22 protein-coding genes are annotated in these 25,545 nt (G+C 61.2%); 11 read left to right on the plus strand and 11 right to left on the minus strand.

Annotated features, from left to right (window positions below; genetic code table 11):
- On the plus strand, nt 1-812 hold an 812-nt coding region (locus tag JWQ61_RS01740), incomplete at its 5' end, for a PepSY domain-containing protein (RefSeq protein ID WP_304358995.1).
- On the opposite strand, the gene selD is transcribed toward JWQ61_RS01740, so the two are convergent.
- From selD to JWQ61_RS01755, 3 genes are all read right to left on the minus strand, one after another.
- Nucleotides 813-1,868: a selenide, water dikinase SelD gene (selD, locus tag JWQ61_RS01745; protein ID WP_304358996.1), complete on the minus strand. Its 1,056-nt coding sequence runs from the start codon at nt 1,866-1,868 to the stop codon at nt 813-815.
- A gap of 58 nt (nt 1,869-1,926) precedes the next feature.
- Entirely contained in the window at nt 1,927-2,988 is a 1,062-nt protein-coding gene (mnmH, locus tag JWQ61_RS01750; protein WP_304358997.1) for a tRNA 2-selenouridine(34) synthase MnmH, read from the minus strand.
- 94 nt (nt 2,989-3,082) lie between these two features.
- On the minus strand, nt 3,083-3,736 hold the full coding sequence (locus JWQ61_RS01755; protein ID WP_304358998.1) for a TetR/AcrR family transcriptional regulator: 654 nt from the start codon (nt 3,734-3,736) through the stop codon (nt 3,083-3,085).
- A gap of 88 nt (nt 3,737-3,824) precedes the next feature.
- Between JWQ61_RS01755 and JWQ61_RS01760 the strand changes: the two genes are divergently transcribed.
- Nucleotides 3,825-4,682 (plus strand): metal-dependent hydrolase, encoded by an 858-nt coding sequence (locus JWQ61_RS01760; RefSeq protein ID WP_304358999.1) that lies wholly within the window; start codon nt 3,825-3,827, stop codon nt 4,680-4,682.
- Nucleotides 4,683-4,805: 123 nt separating this feature from the next.
- A complete protein-coding gene (locus JWQ61_RS01765; RefSeq protein WP_304359000.1) occupies nt 4,806-5,411 on the plus strand; it encodes a DUF2242 domain-containing protein in 606 nt (201 codons plus the stop codon).
- A 68-nt stretch (nt 5,412-5,479) separates the two neighbouring features.
- On the opposite strand, the gene JWQ61_RS01770 is transcribed toward JWQ61_RS01765, so the two are convergent.
- Nucleotides 5,480-7,372, minus strand: coding sequence for an autotransporter outer membrane beta-barrel domain-containing protein (locus tag JWQ61_RS01770; protein ID WP_304359001.1), 1,893 nt, complete (start codon nt 7,370-7,372; stop codon nt 5,480-5,482).
- 199 nt (nt 7,373-7,571) lie between these two features.
- On the opposite strand from JWQ61_RS01770, the gene JWQ61_RS01775 reads away from it, so the two are divergent.
- Complete coding sequence (locus JWQ61_RS01775) at nt 7,572-8,039, plus strand: Lrp/AsnC family transcriptional regulator (RefSeq protein ID WP_304359002.1); 468 nt, start codon at nt 7,572-7,574, stop codon at nt 8,037-8,039.
- Nucleotides 8,040-8,048: 9 nt separating this feature from the next.
- On the opposite strand, the gene metC is transcribed toward JWQ61_RS01775, so the two are convergent.
- Nucleotides 8,049-9,248, minus strand: coding sequence for a cystathionine beta-lyase (gene metC, locus JWQ61_RS01780; RefSeq protein WP_304359003.1), 1,200 nt, complete (start codon nt 9,246-9,248; stop codon nt 8,049-8,051).
- Between the two features lie 308 nt (nt 9,249-9,556).
- On the opposite strand from metC, the gene ilvD reads away from it, so the two are divergent.
- The 5 genes from ilvD (at nt 9,557) to JWQ61_RS01805 (ending at nt 17,713) form a co-directional block, all read left to right on the plus strand.
- Nucleotides 9,557-11,431 (plus strand): dihydroxy-acid dehydratase, encoded by a 1,875-nt coding sequence (gene ilvD, locus JWQ61_RS01785; protein WP_304359004.1) that lies wholly within the window; start codon nt 9,557-9,559, stop codon nt 11,429-11,431.
- Between the two features lie 261 nt (nt 11,432-11,692).
- Nucleotides 11,693-12,937 carry a TIGR03862 family flavoprotein gene (locus JWQ61_RS01790; protein ID WP_304359005.1) on the plus strand — a complete coding sequence of 415 codons (1,245 nt, stop codon included), beginning with the start codon at nt 11,693-11,695 and terminating at the stop codon, nt 12,935-12,937.
- A gap of 125 nt (nt 12,938-13,062) precedes the next feature.
- The gene (locus JWQ61_RS01795; RefSeq protein ID WP_304359006.1) at nt 13,063-13,926 is read left to right on the plus strand and encodes a hypothetical protein; all 864 of its coding nucleotides are present in this window, start codon (nt 13,063-13,065) and stop codon (nt 13,924-13,926) included.
- Nucleotides 13,927-14,099: 173 nt separating this feature from the next.
- The gene (gene mutS, locus JWQ61_RS01800; RefSeq protein WP_304359007.1) at nt 14,100-16,742 is read left to right on the plus strand and encodes a DNA mismatch repair protein MutS; all 2,643 of its coding nucleotides are present in this window, start codon (nt 14,100-14,102) and stop codon (nt 16,740-16,742) included.
- Nucleotides 16,742-17,713, plus strand: a complete 972-nt coding sequence (locus JWQ61_RS01805) for a hypothetical protein (protein WP_304359008.1) — start codon at nt 16,742-16,744, stop codon at nt 17,711-17,713. Before mutS ends, JWQ61_RS01805 begins: the two co-directional genes overlap by 1 nt.
- Before the next feature lie 101 nt (nt 17,714-17,814).
- On the opposite strand, the gene JWQ61_RS01810 is transcribed toward JWQ61_RS01805, so the two are convergent.
- Complete coding sequence (locus JWQ61_RS01810; protein WP_304359009.1) at nt 17,815-18,357, minus strand: peptidylprolyl isomerase; 543 nt, start codon at nt 18,355-18,357, stop codon at nt 17,815-17,817.
- Between the two features lie 178 nt (nt 18,358-18,535).
- Between JWQ61_RS01810 and JWQ61_RS01815 the strand changes: the two genes are divergently transcribed.
- Both JWQ61_RS01815 and JWQ61_RS01820 read left to right on the plus strand, forming a co-directional pair.
- Nucleotides 18,536-19,657 (plus strand): cupin domain-containing protein, encoded by a 1,122-nt coding sequence (locus JWQ61_RS01815; RefSeq protein WP_304359010.1) that lies wholly within the window; start codon nt 18,536-18,538, stop codon nt 19,655-19,657.
- Between the two features lie 582 nt (nt 19,658-20,239).
- The gene (locus JWQ61_RS01820) at nt 20,240-20,554 is read left to right on the plus strand and encodes a hypothetical protein (protein WP_041741578.1); all 315 of its coding nucleotides are present in this window, start codon (nt 20,240-20,242) and stop codon (nt 20,552-20,554) included.
- 89 nt (nt 20,555-20,643) lie between these two features.
- Here JWQ61_RS01820 and JWQ61_RS01825 read toward each other — a convergent pair whose 3' ends face one another.
- The 5 genes from JWQ61_RS01825 to JWQ61_RS01845 form a co-directional block, all read right to left on the minus strand.
- Nucleotides 20,644-21,420 (minus strand): MBL fold metallo-hydrolase, encoded by a 777-nt coding sequence (locus JWQ61_RS01825; protein WP_304359011.1) that lies wholly within the window; start codon nt 21,418-21,420, stop codon nt 20,644-20,646.
- A gap of 51 nt (nt 21,421-21,471) precedes the next feature.
- Complete coding sequence (gene bamC / locus JWQ61_RS01830) at nt 21,472-22,650, minus strand: outer membrane protein assembly factor BamC (protein ID WP_304359012.1); 1,179 nt, start codon at nt 22,648-22,650, stop codon at nt 21,472-21,474.
- Between the two features lie 52 nt (nt 22,651-22,702).
- On the minus strand, nt 22,703-23,581 hold the full coding sequence (gene dapA, locus JWQ61_RS01835; RefSeq protein ID WP_014005664.1) for a 4-hydroxy-tetrahydrodipicolinate synthase: 879 nt from the start codon (nt 23,579-23,581) through the stop codon (nt 22,703-22,705).
- A gap of 129 nt (nt 23,582-23,710) precedes the next feature.
- On the minus strand, nt 23,711-24,277 hold the full coding sequence (locus JWQ61_RS01840; protein ID WP_304359013.1) for a bifunctional 2-polyprenyl-6-hydroxyphenol methylase/3-demethylubiquinol 3-O-methyltransferase UbiG: 567 nt from the start codon (nt 24,275-24,277) through the stop codon (nt 23,711-23,713).
- 65 nt (nt 24,278-24,342) lie between these two features.
- Nucleotides 24,343-25,545 (minus strand): tryptophan--tRNA ligase (locus JWQ61_RS01845; RefSeq protein ID WP_014005662.1); only part of this gene is annotated, 1,203 nt, incomplete at its 5' end.

Raw genomic sequence — 25,545 nt, forward strand, 5'->3', positions numbered from 1 at the left:
GGCGCGAACTGCACCTGGTGGTCGGCATCTGGGTCTCGATAGGCGCGGTGTTCTTCATCATGAGCGGCTTGCCGTGGTCCAGTTTCTGGGGCAAGAACTTCCAGGCGGTCGTTACCTGGGCTGCGCCCCCAAAGGCGGCAGCGAAGGAAACCCACGTCCATGACGCAGACGCACACGCTTCGATGGCGAACATGCCTGGCATGAAAATGCAGGACCTGCCGCTGGCCAATGTCCCATGGGCAGTCGGCGCCACCATGGTGCCCATGTCGCACGACATGCCGCAACAGCGCCTGGCCATCGACCAGGTGGTAGCGATCGCCGCACTCAACGGCATGCAGACCTACCAGCTAGTCCTGCCCGGCAAGAGTTCCGATGTATTCACCGCTTCGTATGCGCCGGGCGCTGGCGAGTTCGTCCGTTCCGACCTGGACCAGCAGCGCACGCTGCATATCGACCAGTACAGCGGCAAGATCATGAAGGACATGCGTTTTTCCGAGTACAACCCGGTCTCCAAGCTGGTTTCGCTCGGCGTTGCCCTGCATATGGGAGAGTATTTCGGCCTGGCCAACCAGCTGATCTGCGCCGCCATTTCATTGACGCTGCTGTGCATGGCCGCCACCGGATTCATCATGTGGTGGAAGCGCCGGCCGCAAAATTCGATCGGCGCGCCAAAACGCGTGCTGCAGCCGCCGCCGTCGATCGTGCGCTGGAAAGGTTACATGGCGCTGCTCGGCATCATCTTCCCGTTGATGGGAGTGACGATGATTGCGGTCTGGCTTGGCGACACGCTGTTTTTCAGGAACCGCGCCTAGTCAGGACACGACTTGCACGCCGCTACCGGCCGTCATTTCGCCGATGACGGCAGCATCGGCAAACCCTTCGCGCCGGAACAATTCGAGCACCTGTTCCGCTGCGGCGGAATCGCAGGAAACCAGCAAGCCGCCCGAGGTTTGCGGATCGGTCAGCAAGCTGCGCTGCACCGGCGTGATGCTGTCCGCCAAGGTCACATCCTTGGCGTAGCCGTTCCAGTTGCGCCCTGAAGCGCCGGTGACATATCCCTGTTCGGCCAGCTGCTGCACTTGCGGCAGCAAGGGAATAGCTCCCATCTCGAGCCGCGCCGACAGCCTGGCGCCGCGCGCCAGTTCCAGCATATGCCCCAGCAAGCCGAAGCCGGTGACGTCGGTCAAGGCGTTAACCCCGGCCAGTTCCGACAGCAGCCGGCCCGGCTTGTTCAGCTTGGTCGTGTTGCTGATCAGCGCGGCATAACCGGCGGCGTCCAGCGCACCCTTTTTCAAGGCCGCGGACAGGATGCCGACACCGACCGGCTTTCCCAGGATAAGCTTGTCGCCTGCCCTGGCGCCGGCGTTGCGTTTGACCTTGGATGGATGGACCAGGCCCAGCACCACCAGGCCGTAGATCGGCTCGACCGAATCGATGGTATGGCCGCCGGCGATCGGGATGCCCGCTTCGGCGCAGATCGACTCGCCGCCTTTCAGGATGCTGGCGATGACTTCCAGCGGCAGCTTGTCGATAGGCATGCCGACCAGGGCCAGCGCCATGATCGGCGTGCCGCCCATGGCGTACACGTCCGAGATGGCATTGGTGGCGGCGATGCGGCCGAAGTCGTAAGGGTCGTCGACGATGGGCATGAAAAAATCGGTGGTCGCGATCAGCGCCTGTTCGTCGTTGAGCTTGTAGACGGCGGCGTCGTCGGCGGTTTCAATCCCTACCATCAATTCTTTCGGCACCGGGAATCCGTTCGAGCCCTTGAGGATTTCAGCCAGCACGCCCGGCGCGATCTTGCAGCCGCAGCCGCCGCCGTGCGAAAACGAAGTCAGTCGGATAGTGGATTCAGCGGGATCGGGCATACGCGTCCTGAGGTAAAGTCAGTCAATGATAGGAATGAAGTATACGCGCCATCGGCGCTTATTTCTCTTGATGCAGCTGTTTCGCCACTCGGGCAAAAGTGGCGTCCGAAATATCCGGCAGATCGATGACCTGCGCCTCGGAAAACTGGTCGAAATTCCTCCTGATCGACTGCGCATAAGCCGGGTCATAATGTTTCAGCAACAGCTCATCGACCAGTTCCTCGATCCGGCCCGACAAACTCAGCTGCTGCCAGAAAGCGACCTTATCGCGGCCATGGACATAGGCCAGGCAAGCCAGCTGGGTATTCAGCAAGGCCGGATCGGCGATGAAATGCACATAGTCTTCCAGCAGCAGCCGCACCCGGTCCGGACGCGACAGCGCCACCGCATAACACGGCGAGTTGCGCATGGATGCCATCAGCACTTCCGGTACCCGCAGGTTACCGACTTTCTTGCTCTCGGATTCGACGAACACCGGCTGGCGCGGATCGAACCCCTGCAGCGCGTCCCACAGCCGGCTGTCGAAAGCTTTTTGCGAAGGCTGCAATTCGCTCGGCAGGTTGCCCAGCACCGAACCGCGGTGCGCCGCCATCTGTTCCAGGTCCAGCACTTGCGCGCCCTGTTGCGACAGCACTTGCAGCAAGCGACTCTTGCCGCTGCCGGTAGGACCGCAAATCACCTTGAAGCCGAAGCGCAGCGGCAACTCGGCCAGGCTGGCGTTGACATGCCTGCGATACGACTGGTAGCCGCCGTCCAACTGCGCCACCGGCCAGCCGATTTTTGCCATGATGTGCGCCATGGCGCCGCTGCGGTTGCCGCCGCGCCAGCAGTAAACCAAGGGGGTCCATTCACGCGGCTTGTCCAGGAACAGGGTCTCGATATGGCAGGCGATATTGCGGGCGATCAGCGCCGCCCCCAGCTTTTTCGCCTCGAAGGTATTGACCTGCTTGTACATGGTGCCGACCTGCGCCCTTTGCGCATCGTCCAGCACCGGGCAGTTGATGGCGCCCGGAATATGATCCTCGGCAAACTCCGAAGGGCTGCGGGCATCAATGACGGCGTCGAACTGCCCGAGTTGAGGAAGCACCTCTTGAAAGGAAAGCAATGCAGGGTATTTCATTCGCGTTTTTCTGGATCGGTTTTTGGCTGGCGGAGCGGCAGTTGCCATGCATTATAAGCATTTGCTCCGACGCCCTTTAAATCGCACCCCTTCATCAGGCATCGTCCTGTTCCGACAGCATGCCCCAGGCCAGCCGCACCAGCTCGTCTTCAAATTCGATGCTGCCCAGCAGCGGCGACTTTTCCAGCGATGCGCTGCGGATGGCGCCGATTACGGCGCGGGTCACCACGAACATCATGGCCGGGGTCGGCGGCCGCAGCTTGGGATGGTGGATCCGTTGCATACTGATGGCGATCCGTTCCGCCGTCTCGCGCAAGGCCTGGGTAATGTCTTCGTGATGATCGTGCTGCCAGGCGAAGCGGACCATCGCCCGCTTGGCGCTACGGCCGCTGCCCAGGCCTTCGATATTGATGCGGATGAACTGGCGCAGGAAGCTCTTCGGCTCGAGCTGGCCGACCTGGTTCTCGGCGCTTTCCATCAATGCATCCAGCTCATCCATCACGCGCCGCCGCTCGCGCGCGATCAGGGCGGTCAGTATCGCTTCCTTGCTGGGGAAGTACTGGTACAGGGTGCCGATCGAGAAACCGGCCTTTTCCGCCACTTTATTGGTGGTCAGCCCGGCCGGGCCCTCGCTTTCCAGAATCTGAGCAGTGGTTTCAAAAATGGTTTCTATGGTGCGCTGCGCCCGCTCCTGGGTGGGCAATTTCCGCATGATTTCAGAGGAGGAACCAGGATTACGCTTGGCCATGGCTGTGCCTGTCAAAAACTGAGCAAGTTGCGAGTTTAAAAACTGAATAAAGCTCAGTATAGTGGTTATATCGCAAATCCACAAAGGCATGCCCGTGAATACCTCCACTCCATTGATGGTAAGAAAACTGCTGGTCGACCTGTCGCAAGGTTTCCCGCGTCACTGGCTGGCAGGCAAACCGTTCCGCACCCAATACTTCAACGCCTTGTCCATGAGCTTTCCCGTCGGCGAACAGGAGTTCATCGACTCCGTGCGCGAGGCCGCGCAATCGTTGCCGGATTCTCCGGAGAACGCTTCCCTGCGCGCCACGATCCAGGATTTTGTCGGACAGGAAGCGACCCACCGCCGTGTGCATGATCTGTACAACGCCGAACTGGAGAAACAAGGATTGCACAACCACTGGCAGCACTGGGCCGGCGACCTGATCGCACTGGGACGTCAGCATAAGGTTCCCGCCATGCGCAGGCTGGCGATTACCGCCGCCCTGGAGCACTACACCGCGGTGATGGCCGACCTGACGCTGCGCCACCCGCCAGTGCTGGCAGGGGCCGAACCGGCCTTGCAGACCCTGTGGCGCTGGCACGCGGTGGAAGAAACCGAGCACAAGGCGGTCGCTTTCGACCTGTTCCACACGCTCGGAGGCGACTACCGGGCGCGTGTGCGCGGCTATGCTTTTGCCATACTGCACTTCACCCTGATGGCGACCGGGCAGACCATCAACAATCTCTGGCACGACCGTGTGCTGTTCAAACCCGGCACCTGGCTCGACGCCGCCCGTTTCTTCTTTGGCCGCTACGGCCTGATCTGGCTCAGCACCGGCCCCCTGCTCGCCTATCTGCGCCGCGATTTCCACCCATGGCAGCATGACAACCGCAAACTGGCGGAACAATGGCTTTCCGGCAATTCCGAGCAATACACGGTGGTGCGCGGCCCCAAGGCGGCTTAAGCCAGGATTGCAACGAAACGCCCGAACTTCTGTCGAATCGGCTGAATATTGCGCGCGATGGTCTAAAATGCCATCGCCGCTATTAGTTAGCCAATACTGAGCCGATTCAAGGAGTTTTCGTTTATGTCCCGGATGTACAGCTTTTCGCGCGTTTCGCTGCTGGTCTTGCTGGGCGGCGCCGTAGCCGCCTGCTCGAGCACCAAACCCAAGGTCTACCAGGGCGAGGAATTCAGCGAAACCAGCACGTTTTCCCACGACTTCGCCAAGTCCAGCGCCGACACCTGCGAAGCGGCGCGCCGCACCTTGCTGAGCCAGGGTTACATCATCAAGCAGGCCAAGGACGACCTGGTCGACGGCCACAAGCACTTCCAGCCGGAAAGCGATGTCCACGTCGAGATCGAATTCCATGTAGTGTGCGCCGCCAACGACAAGCAAGGCAAAAGCAGCACGCTGTTTGTCAGCGCTACCCAGGACCGTTACGCCCTCAAGAAAACCAACAACTCGGCCAGCGTCGGCCTGAGCGTGCTGGGTTCGGTGTCGATGCCGATCGGCAGCACTTCCGATTCGCTGGTCAAGGTCGCCAGCGAGACGATTCCGGCCGGCCAGTTCTACGACCGTTTCTTCGGCCTGATCGAACATTACCTCGGCCTCGATACCGGTTTGCCGGTACAGGATTTCGGCGATAAGCCTGCGCTGCCGGTCAAGCCGGTGCCCAAAGCCGCGGAATAAATGCTACGCAAAAAAAGCCGCCAGTGCATGAAAACACTGGCGGCCTGCAGCTGCGCTGAGAACCTCGCTTAAAACGCTTTCTTCAAGCCGACCTGGAAAGAGTTGGTCTTGTTGCCGCCGGCGAACTGGCCGCTGTAGCTGGCGTAAGCGCTGAAATCCGCCGCCAGCGCAATGCTGGCGCCGAGATCCAGCCGGGCGCTGTTGGAAGGCCCCTGGTACGCAGGCAAACCGAAACTACCGGCCATGCCGACCACATTGGCGCGCACGTCGCGCTCGCTGTCTTCAAACTCTTTTTCCCACGCCAGCTTGGCGAACGGCTGCACCGCATACTGGCCCAGCGTCAGCTTGCTGCTGACCTGCGCCCCCAGGCTGGACACCAGCGAATTGCGCCGCTGCGACTGGAAGTTCATGGCCGTACTGTCATTGCCGTTTTCGGTGTAGCCGCCGACATTGACCTGTTGCCAGGTCAGGGTGCCGACCGGGCTCAGGACCAGCGCGCCAAGGTCAAAGTCGTACTGGCCGCCGATGCGCAGCAGGAACTGGTGGCCGTCGCTGCTGCCGCTCTCGCTGCGGGTAGTCGCACCCAAAGCGATGTTGCGGATCACATCCTTGTACTGCAGCGAACCGACCATGCCCAGCGCGTTGAGCGCCCAGGCACCGTCGCGGTACTGGGTATAGGCCGACAACATGGCCTGGTCCAGCTTGAAGCCGCCGGTGTCGTTGCCGAAATTCGCCTTGTTATGGGCGAAACCGAAAGCGCCGCCGACCGTAACGTTCTGGCTGACCGCATAGTCGACGCCAACCGACAGGCTGTTGGACGAACCGTCCAGGCCAGGATTGTTGCCGTTGTGGTCCAGGCTCTGGTGGGTATTGTCATAGGCGGCATAGGCTTCCACCTGCCCTGCCCGCGGCGTCAGGCGCAGGCGGTCGTCGATCACGCGGGTGAAAGTCTGGGCGCCGGCCAGCGGCGCTTCCGCCAGCATGCCGATCTGGCCCGGAGCCTGCAATACCGATTCGACATACTGCGCCAGGATCGCATGGCCGGCGCCGGTCGGATGGACGCCGTCGGCGAACAGGTAAGTCTGGTCGGCGTTCGGCGCCACCAGGGTCGAGGTGGTGCAAGTCGACGAAGAGCTGGTGGTGCAAGCCTGTGTGGTGACGTTGGTGAAGCCGTACAAGCCGGGATTGGCGATCGCTTCACGCAGCAGGCCGAAAGCATTGAGCGCGACGATATTGCCGCCCAGGCCGCTCAGGCCGCTGTTCAGGCTGTCGTTGAAGCTGGTCGAAGCCGCTGTCCACAAGGTGGCCAGCGCCGGGATCGACGATCCCTGCGGGGTGCGGCCGACGTCGGGCAGATTGATGACGATCACGGTGCCGGCGCCAGCTTGCTGCAATTGCCTGACCAGGCTGACCACATTGGTGGCTTCGCCGGCGACTTGCTGGATTGTCTGCACTGCGGTGGCAGTCTGCGTCGCCGGATTGAGCAGGCCGGCGATGTTGGTCTGGGTGTAGCCGAATATGTCGTTGGCGCCGGCCCAGACCGCGTACAGGCCCTTGCTGTCGAGCCGCGGATTGGCGGCCAGGTAAGCCTGGACCTGGCTGGTGACGGTCGGCACCAAAGGCGCGGTGGCGGCGTCGGGCCAGCCGTTCTGGCTGGTCACGCGCGCGCCGCCGACAGCATAGTCGGTGCCGCCGGCCGCCTGCACGCCGCTCGGCGTCAGCACCGCAGCCGGATTGGCGGTGGTGCCGTATTTATGCGCCAGGATCTGCGCCCAGACCGGGTCGGGGTTGGTCGTGAACGACGGCTGCTTGCCGACGCCGGTGAAATATCCGGTGTCGGTCAGCGAGTCGCCGAAAAACACCATCTGCGAGAAATTCGCGGCGCCGGCCGGCGCGCAGATGACGAACCCGGCGCCCAATACGGCAGCACTACGGGTGAGCAGTGTCAGTGCACGGGCCATGGGGCGCAGGCGAAATGGTTTTGGTAAAGATATGCGCAATTGTGTCTCCCTCTTGTATTTTTAGATGTTGCGCCGTTAATATCTGCTTCCCCGGCGGCAAAGTCAATCGAGGACATAGGCAAAACACTCGAAATCCGCTGCGTTCGCGCAAGTGGCGCTAAACTGCCTCTGCCGACACTCATCTCGAATCAAGCCGACCATGGATAAAATAGATAAACAGATTCTGGCCATCCTGCAGGAAGACGCCAGCACGCCGGTGGCGGAGATCGCCGAGAAGGTCAACCTGTCGTCGACGCCGTGCTGGCGCCGCATACAGAAACTGGAAGAAGATGGCGTGGTGCTGCGCCGGGTGGCGCTGCTGGACGCCAACAAGCTCAATGTCGGCGTGACAGTATTCGTATCGATCAAGACCAACCAGCACAACGCCAACTGGTATGCGCAATTCAGCAATACCGTCAAGCTGATTCCGGAAGTGGTGGAGTTTTACCGCATGAGCGGCAACATCGATTACCTGCTGCGGGTGGTGGTGCCGAACATCGCCGCCTACGACGCGGTGTACCAGAAGCTGACGCAGTCGAACGCCCTGTTCGACGTCAACGCCAGCTTCGCCATGGAACAGATCAAGCACACCACCGCGCTGCCGCTTGACTACATGGGATTGGACTAGAGTTGAGTCCTAAAGCGCCTGCTCCATGCGCTTGAACGCGTGACCCATGTCGGCGATCAGGTCATCGATATTCTCCAGGCCGACGTGGATCCGCACCAGCGGGTTCGGGTAGGTCGTGCCCGAAGCCACCCGGGTCGGCGGCTTGTCCAGCGGTAAAGCCAGGCTTTCAAAACCGCCCCACGACAAACCGATGCCGAACAGTTGCAGACCGTCGAAGAATTTCGACAGCGCCGGACGGCCGACTTCTTTCAAAGCGATCGTGAACAGCCCACTGGCGCCGAGGAAATCGCGCTGCCACAGCTTGTGGCCGGGATCGGACGGCAAGGCCGGATGCAATACCCGCTCCACCAGCGGCTGGGTCTGCAGGTATTCGGCCAGCTGGATGCCGCTCTCCGAATGCTGGCGCAAGCGCACCCCCATGCTGCGCATGCCGCGCAAAGCCAGGTAGATATCGTCCGGACCCGCGGTCTGGCCGAAATCGTGGGCGCCGTGCTTGAGGATGCACCAGGCCCGCTCGTTGGCGCTGGCGACGCCCAGCAAGGCGTCGGAGTGGCCGACGATGTATTTGGTGGCGGCGTGGATAGAGACATCGACGCCATGTTCGAACGGCTTGAAAAACAGCGGCGTGGCCCAGGTATTGTCGAGCAGCACGTAAGCGCCGACCTTGTGCGCCTCTTCGGCGATGGCCGGGATGTCCTGCACTTCAAAAGTCCACGATCCGGGCGACTCGACAAACACCACGCTGGTGTTCGGCCGCAGCAAGGTACGGATTTCGCCGCCGATGAGCGGATCGAAATACTCCACCTCTACCCCCATGCGGCGCAAGACGCGGTCGGCGAAGGTGCGGGTCGGGCCATACACGCTGTCGGTAATCAGGACGTGGTCGCCGCTTTTGACGAACGCCATGATGCTGTGGGTGCAGGCCGACAGGCCGGACGGGAACACCAGGCAGTTGTGGCCGCCTTCCAGCGTCACGATCGCCTGCTCGAAGGAACGGGTGGTCGGCGTGCCGAAGCGGCCGTAGTTGGACATCGGATTGTCGATCTGGCGCGCGGCTTCCCAGTCTTCCAGGTTGTTGGCGATGATGGTCGAACCGCGGAACACCGGCGTATTCACCATGCCGGCAAAACGCGCCGGTTCGCGGCCGCAATGCACCAGCTGCGTGTCGACATGTGTTGTCGGCGAACCTGAGGAATGATCGGAAGTCATAAGAAGCGCTCCATGCTGGACTGTACGGCGAGATTACCTGCAGTCATTGTAGGATTGTCCGCATGGAAAATTATTGCAACAAAGATCCATAAACCTGGCTTTATTAGAATATTTTTCTAATAATTCAATATTATTAAGCATTTAAATACAGAATAGAAAGAAATCCTGCAGCCCGGCATCGGCAAACACGCCAAGCCCAATATATATGCAATAGATATTAATAGCCTACAAATCATATATTTGACATGGCCTTATGGGCAAGGCAATCTAGCGTCAGCCTTAAGCCATTCATTCTGGAGATGCAGATCATGCCGCAATACCGTTCCCGCACCACCACCCACGGCCGCAACATGGCCGGCGCCCGCGCCCTGTGGCGCGCCACAGGCATGAAAGACGGCGATTTCGACAAGCCGATCATTGCCGTGGTCAACTCGTTTACCCAGTTCGTTCCGGGCCACGTCCACCTCAAGGACCTGGGCCAGATGGTGGCGCGCGAAATCGAAGCGGCCGGCGGCGTCGCCAAGGAATTCAACACCATCGCGGTCGACGACGGCATCGCCATGGGCCACGGCGGCATGCTGTACTCGCTGCCGTCGCGCGAACTGATCGCCGATTCGGTGGAATACATGGTCAACGCCCACTGCGCCGACGCCATGGTGTGCATCTCCAACTGCGACAAGATCACGCCCGGCATGCTGATGGCCGCCATGCGCCTCAACATCCCGGTAGTGTTCGTTTCCGGCGGCCCTATGGAAGCCGGCAAGGTGGTTGAAAAACTGCCGGGCGTGGCCGTGATCGACCAGAAGGTTTTCAAGATCGACCTGGTGGACGCCATGATCAAGGCTGGCGACGCCAGCGTCAGCGATGCCGACATCGCCGAAATCGAACGCTCGGCCTGCCCTACCTGCGGCTCCTGTTCCGGCATGTTCACCGCCAACTCGATGAACTGCCTGACCGAAGCGCTCGGCCTGGCGCTGCCCGGCAACGGCACCATCCTCGCCACCCACGCCGACCGCAAGGAACTGTTCCTGCGCGCCGGGCGCCTGATAGTGGAACTGGCCAAGCGCCATTACGAGCAGGACGATTACTCAGTCCTGCCGCGCAGCATCGCCACCAAGGCCTCGTTTGAAAACGCCATGACGCTGGACGTCGCCATGGGCGGCTCGACCAACACCGTGCTGCATTTGCTGGCGGCGGCGCAGGAAGCCGAAGTCGACTTCAAGATGGCCGACATCGACCGCATCTCGCGCCATGTGCCTTGCCTGTGCAAGGTGGCGCCGATGACAGACAAATACCATATCGAAGACGTGCACCGCGCCGGCGGCATCGTCAGCATCCTGGGCGAACTGGCGCGCGCCGGCCTGCTCGATACCAGCCGTCCGACCATCCACGCCAAGACCCTCGGCGACTCCATCGCCAACAACGACATCACGCAAACCCAGGACGCCGCGGTGCATAAGCTGTTCAGCGCGGCGCCCGGCGGCGTGCCGACCCAGGTCGCGTTTTCCCAGGAAAAGCGTTTTACCAGCCTCGACACCGACCGCAGCAACGGCTGCATCCGCGACAAGGCCCATGCCTATTCGCAGGACGGCGGCCTGGCGGTCCTGTACGGCAACCTGGCGGAAAACGGCTGCATCGTCAAAACCGCCGGCGTCGATGAAAGCATCCTCAAGTTCAGCGGCCGCGCCCGCGTCTTCGAGAGCCAGGACGACGCAGTGGAAGCGATCCTGGGCGACACGGTGCATGCCGGCGACGTCGTCATCATCCGCTACGAAGGACCGAAAGGCGGCCCTGGCATGCAGGAAATGCTGTATCCAACCTCGTACATCAAATCCAAGGGCCTGGGCAAATCCTGCGCGCTGTTCACCGATGGCCGTTTCTCCGGCGGTTCGTCCGGCCTGGTGATCGGCCATGCATCGCCGGAAGCGGCCGAAGGCGGCGCCATCGGCCTGGTGGAAGAAGGCGACATCATCGAAATCGATATCCCGGAACGTCGCATGCACCTGAAAATCAGCGACAGCGACCTGGCGCAACGCCGTGCTGCGATGGAAGCCAAGGGCAAGGATGCCTGGAAACCGGTCAATCGCCAGCGTTATGTATCGCAGGCGCTGTTAGCCTATGCCGCCATGGCGACTTCGGCCGACCGCGGCGCGGTGCGCGATATCAGCCAGCTGAAACGCTAGTTGGCTATTGTGTCCTAGCGTTTATTTGCCAGGAAAAATGTAACTCTCTGTAAAAGAGGCTGGTGCAAACCAGCCTCTTTTGTTTCCATGTCACTAGTGGACTTTAGCGGCTGCTTGCCGGCCGTGTTGATTGCTGCAATATGGTAAAGTTGCAGACCGCTTCCTCTGGCAGATTTTTATGGCAGTTCCTGCAACTCTTCCCGCGATTTTTTCTGTTAACCCTCCCTTGAACCACACTGCAGGATTGGCTTTCCCCGACTGATGACTTCGTTGAATAATTCCGGATTGCAAAAAACAGTCGCCGTTATCGGCGGCGGCCCGGCCGGCCTGATGGCAGCCGAGGTGCTGGCGGCCGGCGGGATGCAAGTCCATGTATACGACGCCATGCCCTCGGTAGGCCGCAAATTCCTGCTGGCCGGCAAGGGTGGCATGAACCTGACCCATTCCGAGGCCTACGACGATTTCCTGTCGCGCTACGGTGCGCGCCGCCCGCAAATCGCGCCGCTGCTGGACCAGTTCAGCCCGGACGCCCTGCGCGCATGGGTGCACGCACTCGGCATAGACACCTTCATCGGCTCCTCCGGCCGCGTGTTCCCGGCCGACATGAAAGCCGCGCCTTTGCTGCGCGCCTGGCTGCATCGCTTGCGCCAGGCCGGTGTCGGCTTCCACATGCGCCATCGCTGGCTGGGCTGGAACGAGGCCGGCACGCTGTCTTTCGACACGCCGCAAGGGCCGCTCACAGTGGATGCCGATTCGGTCGTGCTAGCCTTGGGCGGCGGCAGCTGGGCGCGCCTGGGTTCCGATGCGAAATGGGTGCCGCTGCTGACGCAGCGCGAGGTGCCTGTGGCGCCGCTGCGGCCTGCGAACTGCGGTTTCGAGGCGGGCTGGAGCGACTATTTCCGCGAACACTTTGCCGGCCATCATCTGAAATCGGTCGCCATCACCTTCAATGAGGGCGAACAGCCGGCGCTGCGCAAGCAAGGCGAATTCGTGATTACCGCCGACGGCGTCGAAGGCAGCCTGATCTATGCATTGTCGGCGGGCCTGCGCGACCGCATCGCCGCCAACGGCAGCGCCCTGATACATCTCGACCTGCTGCCGGACTGGTCCTTGCGGCGCGTGACGGACGAAGTGGCGCGGCCGCGCGGCGCGCGCTCCTGGTCCAGCCACCTGCAAAGCCGCCTGGGCCTGAAAGGCGTCAAAACCAGCTTGCTGCGGGAACTGGTGCCGGCCGCCGATTTTGGCCAGCCGCTGCTGCTGGCGCAAGCCATCAAGGCGCTGCCGCTGACTCTGCTGGCCGCCCGCCCCATCGACGAAGCCATCAGCAGCGCCGGCGGCGTAAGGTTTGAAGGCATGGACCCGGGGCTCATGCTCAAGGCCTTGCCGGGCGTATTCTGCGCCGGCGAAATGCTGGACTGGGAAGCGCCTACCGGCGGCTACCTGCTCAGCGCCTGCCTGGCCTCCGGGCGGGCCGCCGGCAATGGCGTTTTAAGCTGGTTACGGTAACATGACGACCTTTGGCGCCAGAGCCCTGATAGCGGACGGCACGGCTTCCCGCGGAGCCGCCGTCAGCGCTGTCAAACTTGCCATCACGTTGACGATACAAGGCTGAACCGATGAAGGAAGGGAGTGTGAATCCAGGCGAAACGTCGCAGACAGACCAGCAGCAGGCTGGTCAATGGCGCATTTCGAAGATCATCGGCGTACTGGTTTCCGTCCTGGTCCACATTATCGGCATCTGGTTTTTACTAACCAAGCTGGCGGTCGAGATGCCGGTGGCCTCGCCCTCGCCTGGCAACATGGGATTGCTGCTCATCAGCGCCGCGACGGCGCCCAGCAGCGTGCCGCCACCGAAATTGCAGACGCCTCCCGCCAAGCCGAAGTCCGCGCCCAAACCACGCAAGACCGCGTCGAAACAGGATCAGGTCCGCAAGCCGGTGGTTGCAACCGCACCCGAGCCGACCATACCGCCGCCGCCCGATGCGCCCAAGTACCAGCAATCGGTAGAAGAGGATTTTTCTTCGCACATCCAGGCTGCGCGCCAGCGGCGTGAAACGGCCCAGGCCCAGGAGCGCGCCGAAGCCGGCGAGACCGCGGAAGAGGCGCCGCAATCGCCGAACGACATCGCGCGCGCCAATATCCAGGCGCAGCGCGGCTGGATGGGCATGGACAAGGACAAGTCCGGCGGCATCTTCGAAGTACGCGATAAAACCCCGTTCCGCGCCAGCCTGATTTTCCGCGGCTGGAACGCCAACTCCAGCCGCAGCGCACAGCAGAACATCCCGGTCGAGCGCGGCAGCGAAGAAAGCATCGAGATGGCGATCGTCAACAAGATGATAGAGATGATCCGCAAGAAGACCAGCACCGACATCCCGTGGCGCTCGCAACGGCTGGGCCGCGTCATCACGCTCAGCGCCAGGCTGAAGGATACGGCCGAACTGCAGCAGTTCCTGATGCGCGAAATGTTTTTCCAGGACAGCGCGCCGCCGCGATAAAAGCAAGCACGCCAATGCTTGTGCGACAGGCATCCCGAACCGCAAAGAAATGGCGGCTGAGCCTTGTTCGGCTTACAATATCGCCTATTCCCGAATATTAGCGATCAGGCGCGGTTCAGCGCCTGAGAAAGAACCCATTTAATGCAATCAAATTTCCAGCAACGGGCCGCCCGATGACGGCAGCGGCACAAAAAGTTTCACCCGGCATGCAGCAGTACCTCGGCATCAAGGCCGACTATCCGGACACGCTCGTGTTTTACCGGATGGGGGATTTTTACGAACTGTTTTTCAACGATGCGGAAAAAGCGGCGCGCCTGCTTGGCATCACGCTGACCGCACGCGGCACCTACAACAACGCGCCGATCAAGATGTGCGGCGTCCCCTTCCATTCCGCCGACCAGTACCTGGCCAAGCTGATCAAGCTGGGTGAATCGGTGGCGCTGTGCGAGCAGATCGGCGATCCGGCCACCAGCAAGGGACCGGTCGACCGCAAAGTGCTGCGCGTGATCACGCCCGGCACCCTGACCGACTCCAACCTGCTGCCGGAAAAATCGGACCAGCCCTTGCTGGCGCTGTATGTGACCCAGCAGCGCAAGGTGGTCAAGGTCGGCCTGGCCTGGCTGTCGATGGCCAGCGGCGCCTTGAAGATGATGGAATTCGCCTGCGAAGCGGCGACGCTGGATACCCTGCTGAAACAGGAACTGGAACGCATCGCCCCGGCCGAGATCCTGTCCGCCGACATGGTTGAAACAATGTGGGGCAGCGCCGTGGTCGACAAGGCCACTACCGTGCCGGAATGGCACTTCGATATCGCCAACGGCCAGAAAGCGCTGCTCGACCAGCTCGCCGTCAGCAGCCTGGGCGGTTTCGGCGCCGAAGGCCTGAGCGCCGCCATCGGCGCCGCCGGCGCCCTGCTGCGTTATGCGCAATCGACCCAGGGCAAGGGCTTGCAGCATGTGCGCACGCTCACGGTCGAAACCGAAAACGAATTCATCGGCCTCGACGCCGCCACCCGGCGCAACCTGGAACTGACCGAAACCATACGCGGCCAGGATGCCTCGTCCGGCGCCCCCACCCTGTTTTCGCTGCTGGACCACTGCCGCACCGCGATGGGATCGCGCCTGCTGCGCCACTGGCTGCACCACGCCAAGCGCGATCAAGGAGTAGCCCGCGGCCGCCACGCGGCGATCGGCGCCTTGATTGCCGCCGATACCGGCAGCGCCATTTCCAGTACGCTCAGCGCGGTGCCGGACATCGAGCGGATCACCGCCCGCATCGCCCTGCTGTCGGCGCGGCCGCGCGACCTGGCCGGCTTGCGCGACGGCTTGCTGCAGCTGGACTCCCTGCGCGCCGACATCGCCATGTGCGGCGGCGACGCGCAAGCGCCGCTGCTGCAGGAATTGCAAAGCGCACTGGAAACGCCGGTCGACTGCCTGCAGCTATTGCAAACCGCGATCGCCGCCGAACCCTCGACCATGGTGCGCGACGGCGGCGTCATCGCCGCCGGCTTCGACGCCGAACTGGACGAACTGCGCGGACTGTCGGAAAACGCGGGCCAGTTCCTGGTCGACCTGGAAACGCGTGAACGAGCGCGCACCGGCATCGCCAACCTGCGCGTCGAATACAACAAGGTGCACGGCTTCTACATCGAAGTCACGCACGGCCAGACCACCAAGGTGCCGGACGACTACCGCCGGCGCCAGACCCTGAAGAACGCCGAGCGCTACATCACGCCGGAACTGAAAGCGTTTGAGGACAAGGCCCTGTCGGCGCAGGAACGCGCGCTGATCCGCGAGAAAGCGCTATACGACCAGATCTTGCAAGACCTGGCGCCGCACATCGGCACCTTGCAAAACATCGCCCACGCGCTGGCCCAGCTCGACACCTTGGTAGCGCTGGCCGACCACGCCGCGCGCCATGACTGGTGCGTGCCGCGGCTGGTGAGCGAACCGGCGATCCAGATCGTGCAAGGGCGCCATCCGGTGGTGGAAAAGCAGATTGAACGCTTCATCGCCAACGACTGCCAGCTGTCGCCCGAACGCAAGCTGCTGCTGATCACCGGCCCCAACATGGGCGGTAAATCGACCTTCATGCGCCAGGTGGCGCTGATCACCCTATTGGCTTACGTCGGCAGCTACGTGCCGGCCGACAGCGCCGTGCTGGGTCCGATCGACCGCATCTTCACCCGTATCGGCGCCGCCGACGACCTGGCCGGCGGCCGTTCCACCTTCATGGTCGAAATGACCGAATCGGCAGCCATCCTCAACGGCGCCAGCGAAAACTCGCTGGTGCTGATGGATGAAGTGGGCCGCGGCACCTCGACCTTCGACGGCCTGGCGCTGGCGTGGGCGATCGCGCGCCACCTGATCGACGCCACCCGCAGCTTCACCTTGTTCGCCACCCATTATTTTGAACTGACCCAGTTGCCGGACCTGCATCCGTCGGCGGCCAACGTGCACTTGTCGGCGGTCGAGCACAAGGACAGCATTGTCTTCCTGCATGCCGTGCAGGCCGGGCCGGCATCCCAGAGCTACGGCCTGCAGGTGGCACAGCTGGCCGGCGTGCCGGCGCCGGTGATCCGCGCCGCCCGCAAGCACCTGGCTTTGCTGGAATCGCAATCGGTGCAGCCGACGCCGCAATTCGACCTGTTTGCGCAAGCCGCCAGCATGGACGTGGATGAAAGCAGCGGCAGCGAGGCCGTGGACAGCGAATTGCTGATCGCCCTGGACAGCATCGATCCCGACACCCTGACCCCGCGCGAAGCCCTGGAACAGCTATATCGGCTGAAGCATCTCGGCAGCGGGCAGAAAAACTGATGAGCGTCTTCGCCCGCCAACGCCAACACCGCACACTGCCGGTTCAGCTAACGCTGCTGCTGGCGCTGGCGGCAAATTGCGGCACGGTGCTGGCGGAAACCTCCAGCTTCAGTTTCGGCGTGATCGCACACGTGTTTCGCAGCAATGCCGATGAAACCGCGCTGCGCAGCGCCATCAGCGAAACCGACGCCGACAACCTGGCGTTTGTGGTGGCGAACGGCATCAAGGCCAGCAGCGAGCCGTGCACCGACAAGTTGTACGGCCAGCGCAAGGCCTTGCTGAGCAGCGCAAAAAACGGCCTGATCGTTTCCCTGTCGGCCAGCGACTGGGTAACGTGCAGGACCACGGCCGACCGCTCCGCCGCGATAGAACGCCTGAGCCGGATCCGCGACCTGTTCTTTTCCGATGAATTTTCTTTTGGCGACAGCAAGATCCCGCTGATCCGGCAATCGACCTCGCCGAAATTCCGCAGCTATGTGGAGAATGCGCGCTGGGAGATCGGCAACGTGGTGTTCGCCACCATCAACCTGCCCGCCGCCAATAACCACTACCTGGCGGAAGGCGGCCGCAACAGTGAATTCGAAGACAGGCAGATCGCCAACCGGGAATGGCTGCAGCGCGTGTTCCTGAATGCGTCGCAGAAAAAATCGGATGCGGTGGTCCTGTTTTGCGACGGCGACCCGCTGGCCACCCAGCGCCATCGCGTGTTCGACTTCAACGTCAAGCGCGACGGCTTTACCGAAATCCGCCAGCGCATCAATTCGCACGCCGCGCATTTCGAGGGCAAGGTGCTGGTGATCCATGGACCGCACGGGACCGCTTCGCCCAATCCTGCGAATATCGTCTGGCAGCGCAACCTGGGCGACCTGGAAGTCCCCGCCGGCTGGCTGAAAGTCACGGTGGACCCGGCCAGCCCGAAACTGTTCGAACTCGGCAAACCTGCCGACCAGCCTACGCTGTCACGCCGCTAGCCGCACCTCAGGCAGCAGCCTGAAAACAAAAAAGCCGCAGAACAGGTCTGCGGCTTTTTTTCAAGCACCGTCACGGCTGCACGGCGCAAGACATTGACAGCTTAGTGGATAGGATGGCTGCGGAAATGATCGTCAGCGCCATCGTCGTCATGATCGTCATGACCATGGCCATGGGCGCCATGCACATGCTGATGGGCGATTTCTTCTTCCGAGGCGGCGCGCACTTCCGTCACGCTCAGGTCGAAACGCAGGGCAATCCCGGCCAGCGGATGATTCCCGTCCAGCACAACCTTGTCATCGGCGATGTCGGTCACCGTGAAAATCAATGCTTGTTCTTCTTCATCCTCGTTGTCCGGCGTGCCCTCGAACTGCATGCCGACTTCCAGCGGCGTCGGCAGGCGGTTGCGCGGCTCTATCTTGACCAGGTTCGAATCGTATTCGCCGAACGCGTCGTCCGGTTCAACCTGCAGCTCGGTCTGATAGCCGACTTCCTTGCCATCCAGTGCTTCTTCGATTTTCGGCAGCGTGTTTTCGTAACCGCCGTGCAAATACACCATCGGCTCGCTGCTTTCTTCGATCAGATTGCCTTGGGCATCTGACAATTTGTAGCGTACAGTCACTACCGTATTTTTGGCAATCTTCATGATCATTCCTTTCATTTAACATGCGTTCGGATTATACCCGCCGGAACGGCCCCGTCTTGCCGAGATAGCAAAAAATTACGCAATGGGCTCATTCAAATGGCTTGCATCGTCTTGAGTGCATGCCGAGTCCAGAATCCCAGCCCTCATTTTAAGGCATGCAACCCGATATAATGGCAGCATGAAAAATTCAACACTCCTGGGCGGCCTGTCGCCCGCGCAATTCTTACGCGATTACTGGCACAAAAAACCCCTGCTGATCCGCCAGGCCCTGCCTGGCTTCATTCCCCTGCTGTCGCCCGACGCCTTGTTTGATCTGGCCCGGCGCGACGACGTCGAATCGCGCCTGGTGACCCATTTCAAGCAACAATGGCAAGTCAGCAACGGCCCGACCCCGGAACTGCCGAGCACGGCGCAGAAAGACTGGACCCTGCTGGTGCAAGGCGTCAACCTGCACGACGACGGCGCCGACGCCCTGCTGCGCCAGTTCCGCTTCATCCCCGATGCCCGGCTGGACGACCTGATGATCAGCTACGCCACCGACAACGGCGGCGTCGGTCCGCACTTTGACTCCTACGATGTGTTTTTGTTGCAGGCCCACGGCCAGCGGCGCTGGAAAATCGGCGCTACCCAGGACCTGACCCTGGTCGAAGGCAGCGCGCTGAAGATACTCAAGAACTTCGAACCGGAGCAGGAATTCATCCTGGAGCCGGGCGACATGCTCTACCTGCCGCCGCAATACGCCCACGACGGCACCGCGATCGGCGAATGCATGACGTATTCGATCGGCTTCCGCGCGCCGCCGTTCCAGGAACTGGGCGAAGCCTTCCTGCAGTTCATGGCCGATTCGATCGACCTGCCTGGGCGTTACGCCGACCCGGACCTGCAAGCCAGCAAGCATCCGGCTGAAATCGACGCCGGCATGCTGGCGCAAATCTCGGACGAACTCAACAAGGTGCGCTTCACGGAAGACGATATCGCGATTTTCGTCGGCGAGTATCTGTCCGAACCCAAGGCCAGCGTATTTTTCGAATCGCCGCCGCGGCCGCTGACCCTGGCGCGCTTTACCGCGACATTGAGCAAACGCGGCGTGGCGCTGTCGCGCAAAACCCAGATGCTGTATCGCGGCAAGCATGTATTCATCAACGGCGAATCGTTCGCTGCCGGCCGCGCCGACAAGGCGTCATTGACATTGCTGGCGGACCAGCGCCGGCTCGACAGCGAAGCCGCCGCCAAGGTTTCCACCGATGTGCTGGAGGCGCTCTACACCTGGTACGAAGACGGCTGGATTACGCTCGGCTGAGTGCGGGAATGCGCTTCAGGCACGCCAGGAGTCTTCCCTGGCATGGCGAAGCGGCGCGCTGTCTGAGCGCCGCTTTAAATAAGCACATGTGATTAAGACAGAAACCGGGCTTAAAACCCGGATATAGAATATATATAACTTTGTTTTAATGCCATTAATAATAAAACAAATAGCGAAGTTAATATTTAATCCGGTTTGTATAAATATTATCTGCAATTCACATTATTTAACAAATAAGTCGCCGAAAGCGGATATTCATGTGCATTTGCCGCGATTAGTCACGCAACGACGGCAAATGCGCGTTCAACGACAAACCGGGCATGTCTAGCTGCCGCGTATCACCGACAAGACAGCAGCGTTTACCCGGACATGCGAAGGCGCTGTTGCATTGATACAAATTCTTACCAAATAGCAAACCGTTAATGTCATATTTAACAAATTCCAGCTATAATTCTGAGCTGGAAAGTTTTTGTTGCATCGCGATGCGCAGTCCCGGCAAAGCACTGCGAAAACATCCTGTAGAGCGATAATTACCGGTAATTATTCATCGCAAAATTTTTGATTACTACTGAAGGAACATTCATGAAAAAAACACTGTTGATCGCATCCCTGTTGGCTCTGACTCTGGCTGCTTGCGGCAAAAAAGACGAAGCTCCTGCTGCTGACGCTGCTCCTGCAGCATCCGTTGCTGCTCCTGCTGCTGACGCTGCTGCATCCGCTGCATCCGACGCTGCTGCTGCTGCAACTGCCGCTGGTTCGGCTGCTGCTGACGCTGCAACTGCTGCTGGTTCCGCTGCTGCTGCCGCTGGTTCCGCTGCTGCTGATGCTGCTCACACAGCTGTTGACGCTGCTGCTGACGCTGCTAAAGCTGCTGCCGCACCTGCTGCTTCCAAGTAATCATTGGTTGCTTAAAAAAAGCCGACCCCTGGGTCGGCTTTTTTCTTGTCCGTAACATCGGGTAAATTTCCCCCGCGCTCCTTCCGGCATTACATCTCCATCCAGCCAAAGCCTTCTTCCTGGCACGCTATCGTCACCTCCACCGATTCGCTGCAGCGGGCGCCGCACAGCGCCGCATACGCCAGCTCAGGCAGATTGTTGCGGGCGCTCAGGTGCGCGCCAACCACCATGCGCAAACGCGACTGATCCAGCGCCGCCAGGATTTCGCGCGCCGCCTCGTTCGACAGATGGCCGTATTCGCCGCCTATGCGGCGCTTGAGCGACGGCGGATACGCCGAATCCCTCAGCATCTGGCGGTCGTGATTGCATTCCAGCACCAGCGCATCGCTGCCGCCCAGCGCTTGCACCAGGTGCTCGGTCAGCTTGCCGGCATCGGTCAGCACGCCCAGCCGGCGATCGCCGTCGGTGGCGACGTACTGGACCGGCTCCCGCGCATCATGCGGGACCGTGTAGGGAATCAATTGCAGATCACCGATGGCGAAAGCATCGCTGTCACGGCAAAAACGGACCGCGACATCGGCCGTGCTGTCCTGGCGCAAGGCTTGGTAAGTACCGTAGGTAAGCCACACAGGCAAACGATGGCGGCGGGCGAATTTGAAGACGCCGCCGATATGGTCCTGGTGTTCGTGGGTGACGATGATTGCGGAGAGTGCGGCGCCATCCAGGCCCAGGCGGGCCAGGCGGCGTTCGGTTTCCCGGATGCCGAAGCCGCAGTCAAGCATCACGTTGGTGGTAGTGCTGCCTGACGTTGCTGAAATCAGCAATGCGTTGCCTTCGCTGCCGCTACCCAGACTTGCGAATTTCAAGGGTAGTTCCTGGAAGGCTGCCGCATTGCTTCTTTACGACTACGGAACAGCTTACTTCAGCTGTTCGTTCAAGAGGGCCAGGATCTTGTCGGAAGTTTTCGACAGTTCAGGCTTGCCTTCCTTGTTCAGCACCGCGACCTGGCTGCCAGTGTCTGAGCCTTTGACCATAATGCGGTAGCTGGCTGCATTCTTTGCCTTGTCGCTATCCGAGCTGCTGAACATTCTGGCGAAGAAACCCTTGTCCGATTTCTTGTCCTTGGCGTCCGCGTCCTGGTCGACGTAGCGCACAAAGTACAGGCCTTGCGTGCGGTCGCGGTCTTCCACGGTGAAGCCGACGCGGTCCAGCGCCAGGCCGACACGGCGCCATGCGCGGTCGAAACCTTCGTCGATCTGCACGTAATCGCCGGCGGCGTTCTTGACCAGCTTGGAGCGGGCTTGCAGCGACGGTGCATTGGCAACCGCAGCCTTGGCTTTCACTTCGTCGTTGCCGAGGCGGCCCATCAGGCGCGACAGGAATTCTGCTTCCAGCTGCGGATCAGGAGCACGTGCAGTCCAGATGCTCGATTCCTTCTGCGCGCCGGACAGCACTTCTTCCGCGCCGCGGTGGCTGATGTAGATTTCGGTGGTGCCGTTAGGTCCGCGTTCCAGGCGGGTGCGGAACTTGTCACGTTCGCCGGTCGAATACAGGGAATCGAAGACCTTGCCCAGCGTATTGCGCACGAAATCCTGCGGGATCTTGGCGCGGTTTTCGGCCCAGTCGGTTTCCATCACGCCGGTTGCCGGATTTTCGACATTGATCAGGAAACCCGAGTCCTGCCAGAAATCCTTGACCTTAGGCCACAGGCTGTCAGGACTGGCGTTGACCACCAGCCAGCGCTGCGAACCGTCGCGTTCGATGTGCATGTCCGGCGCGGCGTTCGGCGCGACTGCGGCGGCAGCTTCGGCCGGGCGCGTCACGCCCTGCTCCAGGTTGTAGCCGGAAGCGGTGGCGGTGCCTGCGTTCGATTCAGGAATCGCATAGCGATTCTCGCGCTGCAGCTGGGTCAGGTCAGGCGGGATATCCAGTTTCGGCGCCGTCACCTTGCCTGCGCTTTTGTAATCGATGCGATCCGGCTCAAGCACCGACCCGATCGACGAACATCCTGCCAGGCCGGCGAACGCCAAAGCGATGACAACGCCACGTTGTGTGAGACTGATTTGAGTCGATGAAATGTTCTTGCGAATAGTCATGTGGATACAGGATCAAAAAAACGAGAGAAATGGAAACGCCTGTCAGCGCAGTTTATTGTAATACACCCGATTCACGCAGCGCCGCCCGCACCGTTGCGTGGTACTCGGCGGCCAGCGGCACCAATGGCAGACGGATTCCGTCGGACATCATGCCCATCTCTGTGAGAGCCCATTTCACAGGCAAAGGATTCGGCTCAACAAATAATTTATTATGCAGCGGTAAAAGTTTGTTGTTCAGTTTGACAGCTTCGGCGACATTGCCGTTCATTGCAGCGACGCACAGCAGGTGCATGTCGCGCGGAGCGACGTTGGCCGTCACCGAAATATTGCCCTTGCCGCCGCAGAACATCAGCGCCATGGCGGTTGCATCGTCGCCGGAATACACGGCGAATTCAGGCGGCGCCAGGCGGATCAGGTCGGAACCGCGGCCGATATTGCCGGTGGCATCCTTGACGCCGATGATGCCCGGCACCTGCGCCAGGCGCAGGATGGTCTCGTTGCTCATGTCGGCTACGGTGCGGCCCGGCACGTTGTACAGGATGATAGGCAAGTCGACCGATTCGGCGATCTTCTTGAAATGCTGGTACATGCCTTCTTGCGTCGGCCGGTTGTAGTAAGGCACCACCTGCAGCGAAGCGTCGGCGCCGGCTTCCTTGGCGAAACGGGTCAGCTGGATCGCTTCCGCGGTGGAATTGCCGCCGCTGCCGGCGATGATGGGAATCCGTTTGGCGGCATGGTCGACCGCCAGCTTGATCAGGGCACAGTGCTCTTCCACCGTGACTGTCGGCGATTCGCCGGAAGTACCGACGATAACGATGGCGTCGGTCCCTTCCGCGATGTGCCAGTCGATCAGCTTGCGCAAACCTGGCAAGTCGAGGCTGCCGTCGGTATGCATGGGAGTAACGATTGCAACAATGCTGCCCTTGATCATGATCGTGAATGCGAAAAAATAAAAGACTGATTGTAGCGGATCATAGTGGCTGTGGGTATTTCCGCTTGTAAAACAGCTTACAAATACAGTTGCCGAATAGTAACCCACCTGTAGGCTGCGCCCGACTTCTCATCCGATCCGCAGGGTTGTCGCAGGGCCGCCGGCTTGCTTGACGGCGCAGATGCGCTGCACCATGGCCGGTTTCGGCCCTTCCACAAAACCATCCTCGAAAGCCAGCACATGCCAGCGGCCGGCGCCGTCGGCCGCCAGCAAGGCCAGCAATTCGCCGGGCTGCAGCAGGAAATCGGGGCTGGAGGGCTTGCCAAATTGCTCATTGCCGGCAGCAAACGTTTCATATAGCAGGACGCCCTGCGGCGCCACGCTCGACAATATCAGGGGAAACAGGGGCCGGTGCAGGTAGTTGGTCGCCACCACGGCGCTGAAGCGCTGCGGCTGGAACAAGGCCGACAGCGGCTCCGAGGGGCCGGTTTCGAGGTCGATCTGCTGCGTGGCTACGCCGGGTGCCGCTATTTCCGCCAGCAGCTCGGGATTGCGGTCGACCGCCAGCACCTCCAGCCCGCGCTGCGCCAGCCATGCGGCATGGCGGCCGTTGCCGCACGCCAGGTCCAGCACAAGGCCGGCCGGTATCAGGCCGCCGAAGCGGCTGATCCAGGGAGAAACCGGATTTATCGACATGCTTGCCCGTTTCTTACCAATTTCTTGCCAATTTATCGGTTGAATTGATTCAATTTGAAGGCTGCTCAGCTATAGCTCAGCCCCATCGCCTCGCGCACGTCGCGCATCGTATCCTGCGCCAGCTTGCGCGCATGATCGCAGCCATCCGCCACAATCGCCCGCACCAGCGACGGATCGTCCAGGTATTGCTGGGCGCGCTCGTGCATGGGTTCCTGTTCCTTGACGATGGCGTCGATCACCGGCTGCTTGCATTCGAGGCAGCCGATGCCTGCGCTGCGGCAGCCTTTGCTTACCCACTGCCGGGTGGCGTCGTCGGAGTACACCACATGGAACTGCCACACCGGGCATTTGTCCGGATCGCCGGGATCGGTGCGGCGCACCCGCGCCGGATCGGTCGGCATGGTGCGCACCTTCTTGCTGAGCACATCCTTGTCTTCGCGCAGGGCGATGGCATTGCCATAACTCTTGGACATCTTCTGCCCGTCCAGCCCCGGCAGCCGCGAGGCTTCGGTCAGCAACGCCTGCGGTTCCGACAGGATCAGCTTGCGGCTGCCTTCCAGGAAACCGAACAGGCGCTCACGGTCGATCATCGACAGATTCTGGGCGTCGTCCAGCATGGCCTTGGCCTGCCCCAGCGCATCTTCGCTGCCCTGCTGCTGGAATTCGGTGCGCAACTCGTTGTAGAGCTTGGCGCGTTTGCTGCCCAGCTTCTTGACGGCTTCCTGGGCCTTCTCTTCAAAACCCTTTTCCTTGCCGTACAGATGGTTAAAACGGCGCGCGATTTCGCGCATCATTTCGATATGCGGCACCTGGTCATCGCCCACCGGCACCTGGCTGGCGCGGTAGATCAGGACATCGGCGGCCTGCAGCAGCGGGTAACCGAGGAAACCGTAGGTCGCCAGGTCGCGGTCGGCCAGCTTTTCCTGCTGGTCCTTGTAGGTCGGCACCCGCTCCAGCCAGCCGAGCGGCGTCGCCATCGACAGCAGCAGGTGCAGTTCGGCATGCTCCGGCACCTTGGACTGGATGAACAGGGTCGCCTGCGAGGGATCGACCCCTGCCGCCAACCAGTCGATCAGCATGTCCCAGGTACTGGTTTCGATCAGGCTCGGATCGTCGTAGTGCGTGGTCAGTGCATGCCAGTCGGCGACAAAAAACAGGCAAGGCAATTCGGATTGCAGCCTTACCCAATTTTTCAGGGCGCCGTGGTAGTGGCCAAGATGCAAGGCGCCGGTGGGGCGCATGCCAGAGACAACACGGTCAGGATACAT

The sequence above is a fragment of the Collimonas fungivorans genome, assembly GCF_028292705.1.
Lineage (GTDB): Bacteria > Pseudomonadota > Gammaproteobacteria > Burkholderiales > Burkholderiaceae_D > Collimonas > Collimonas fungivorans_B.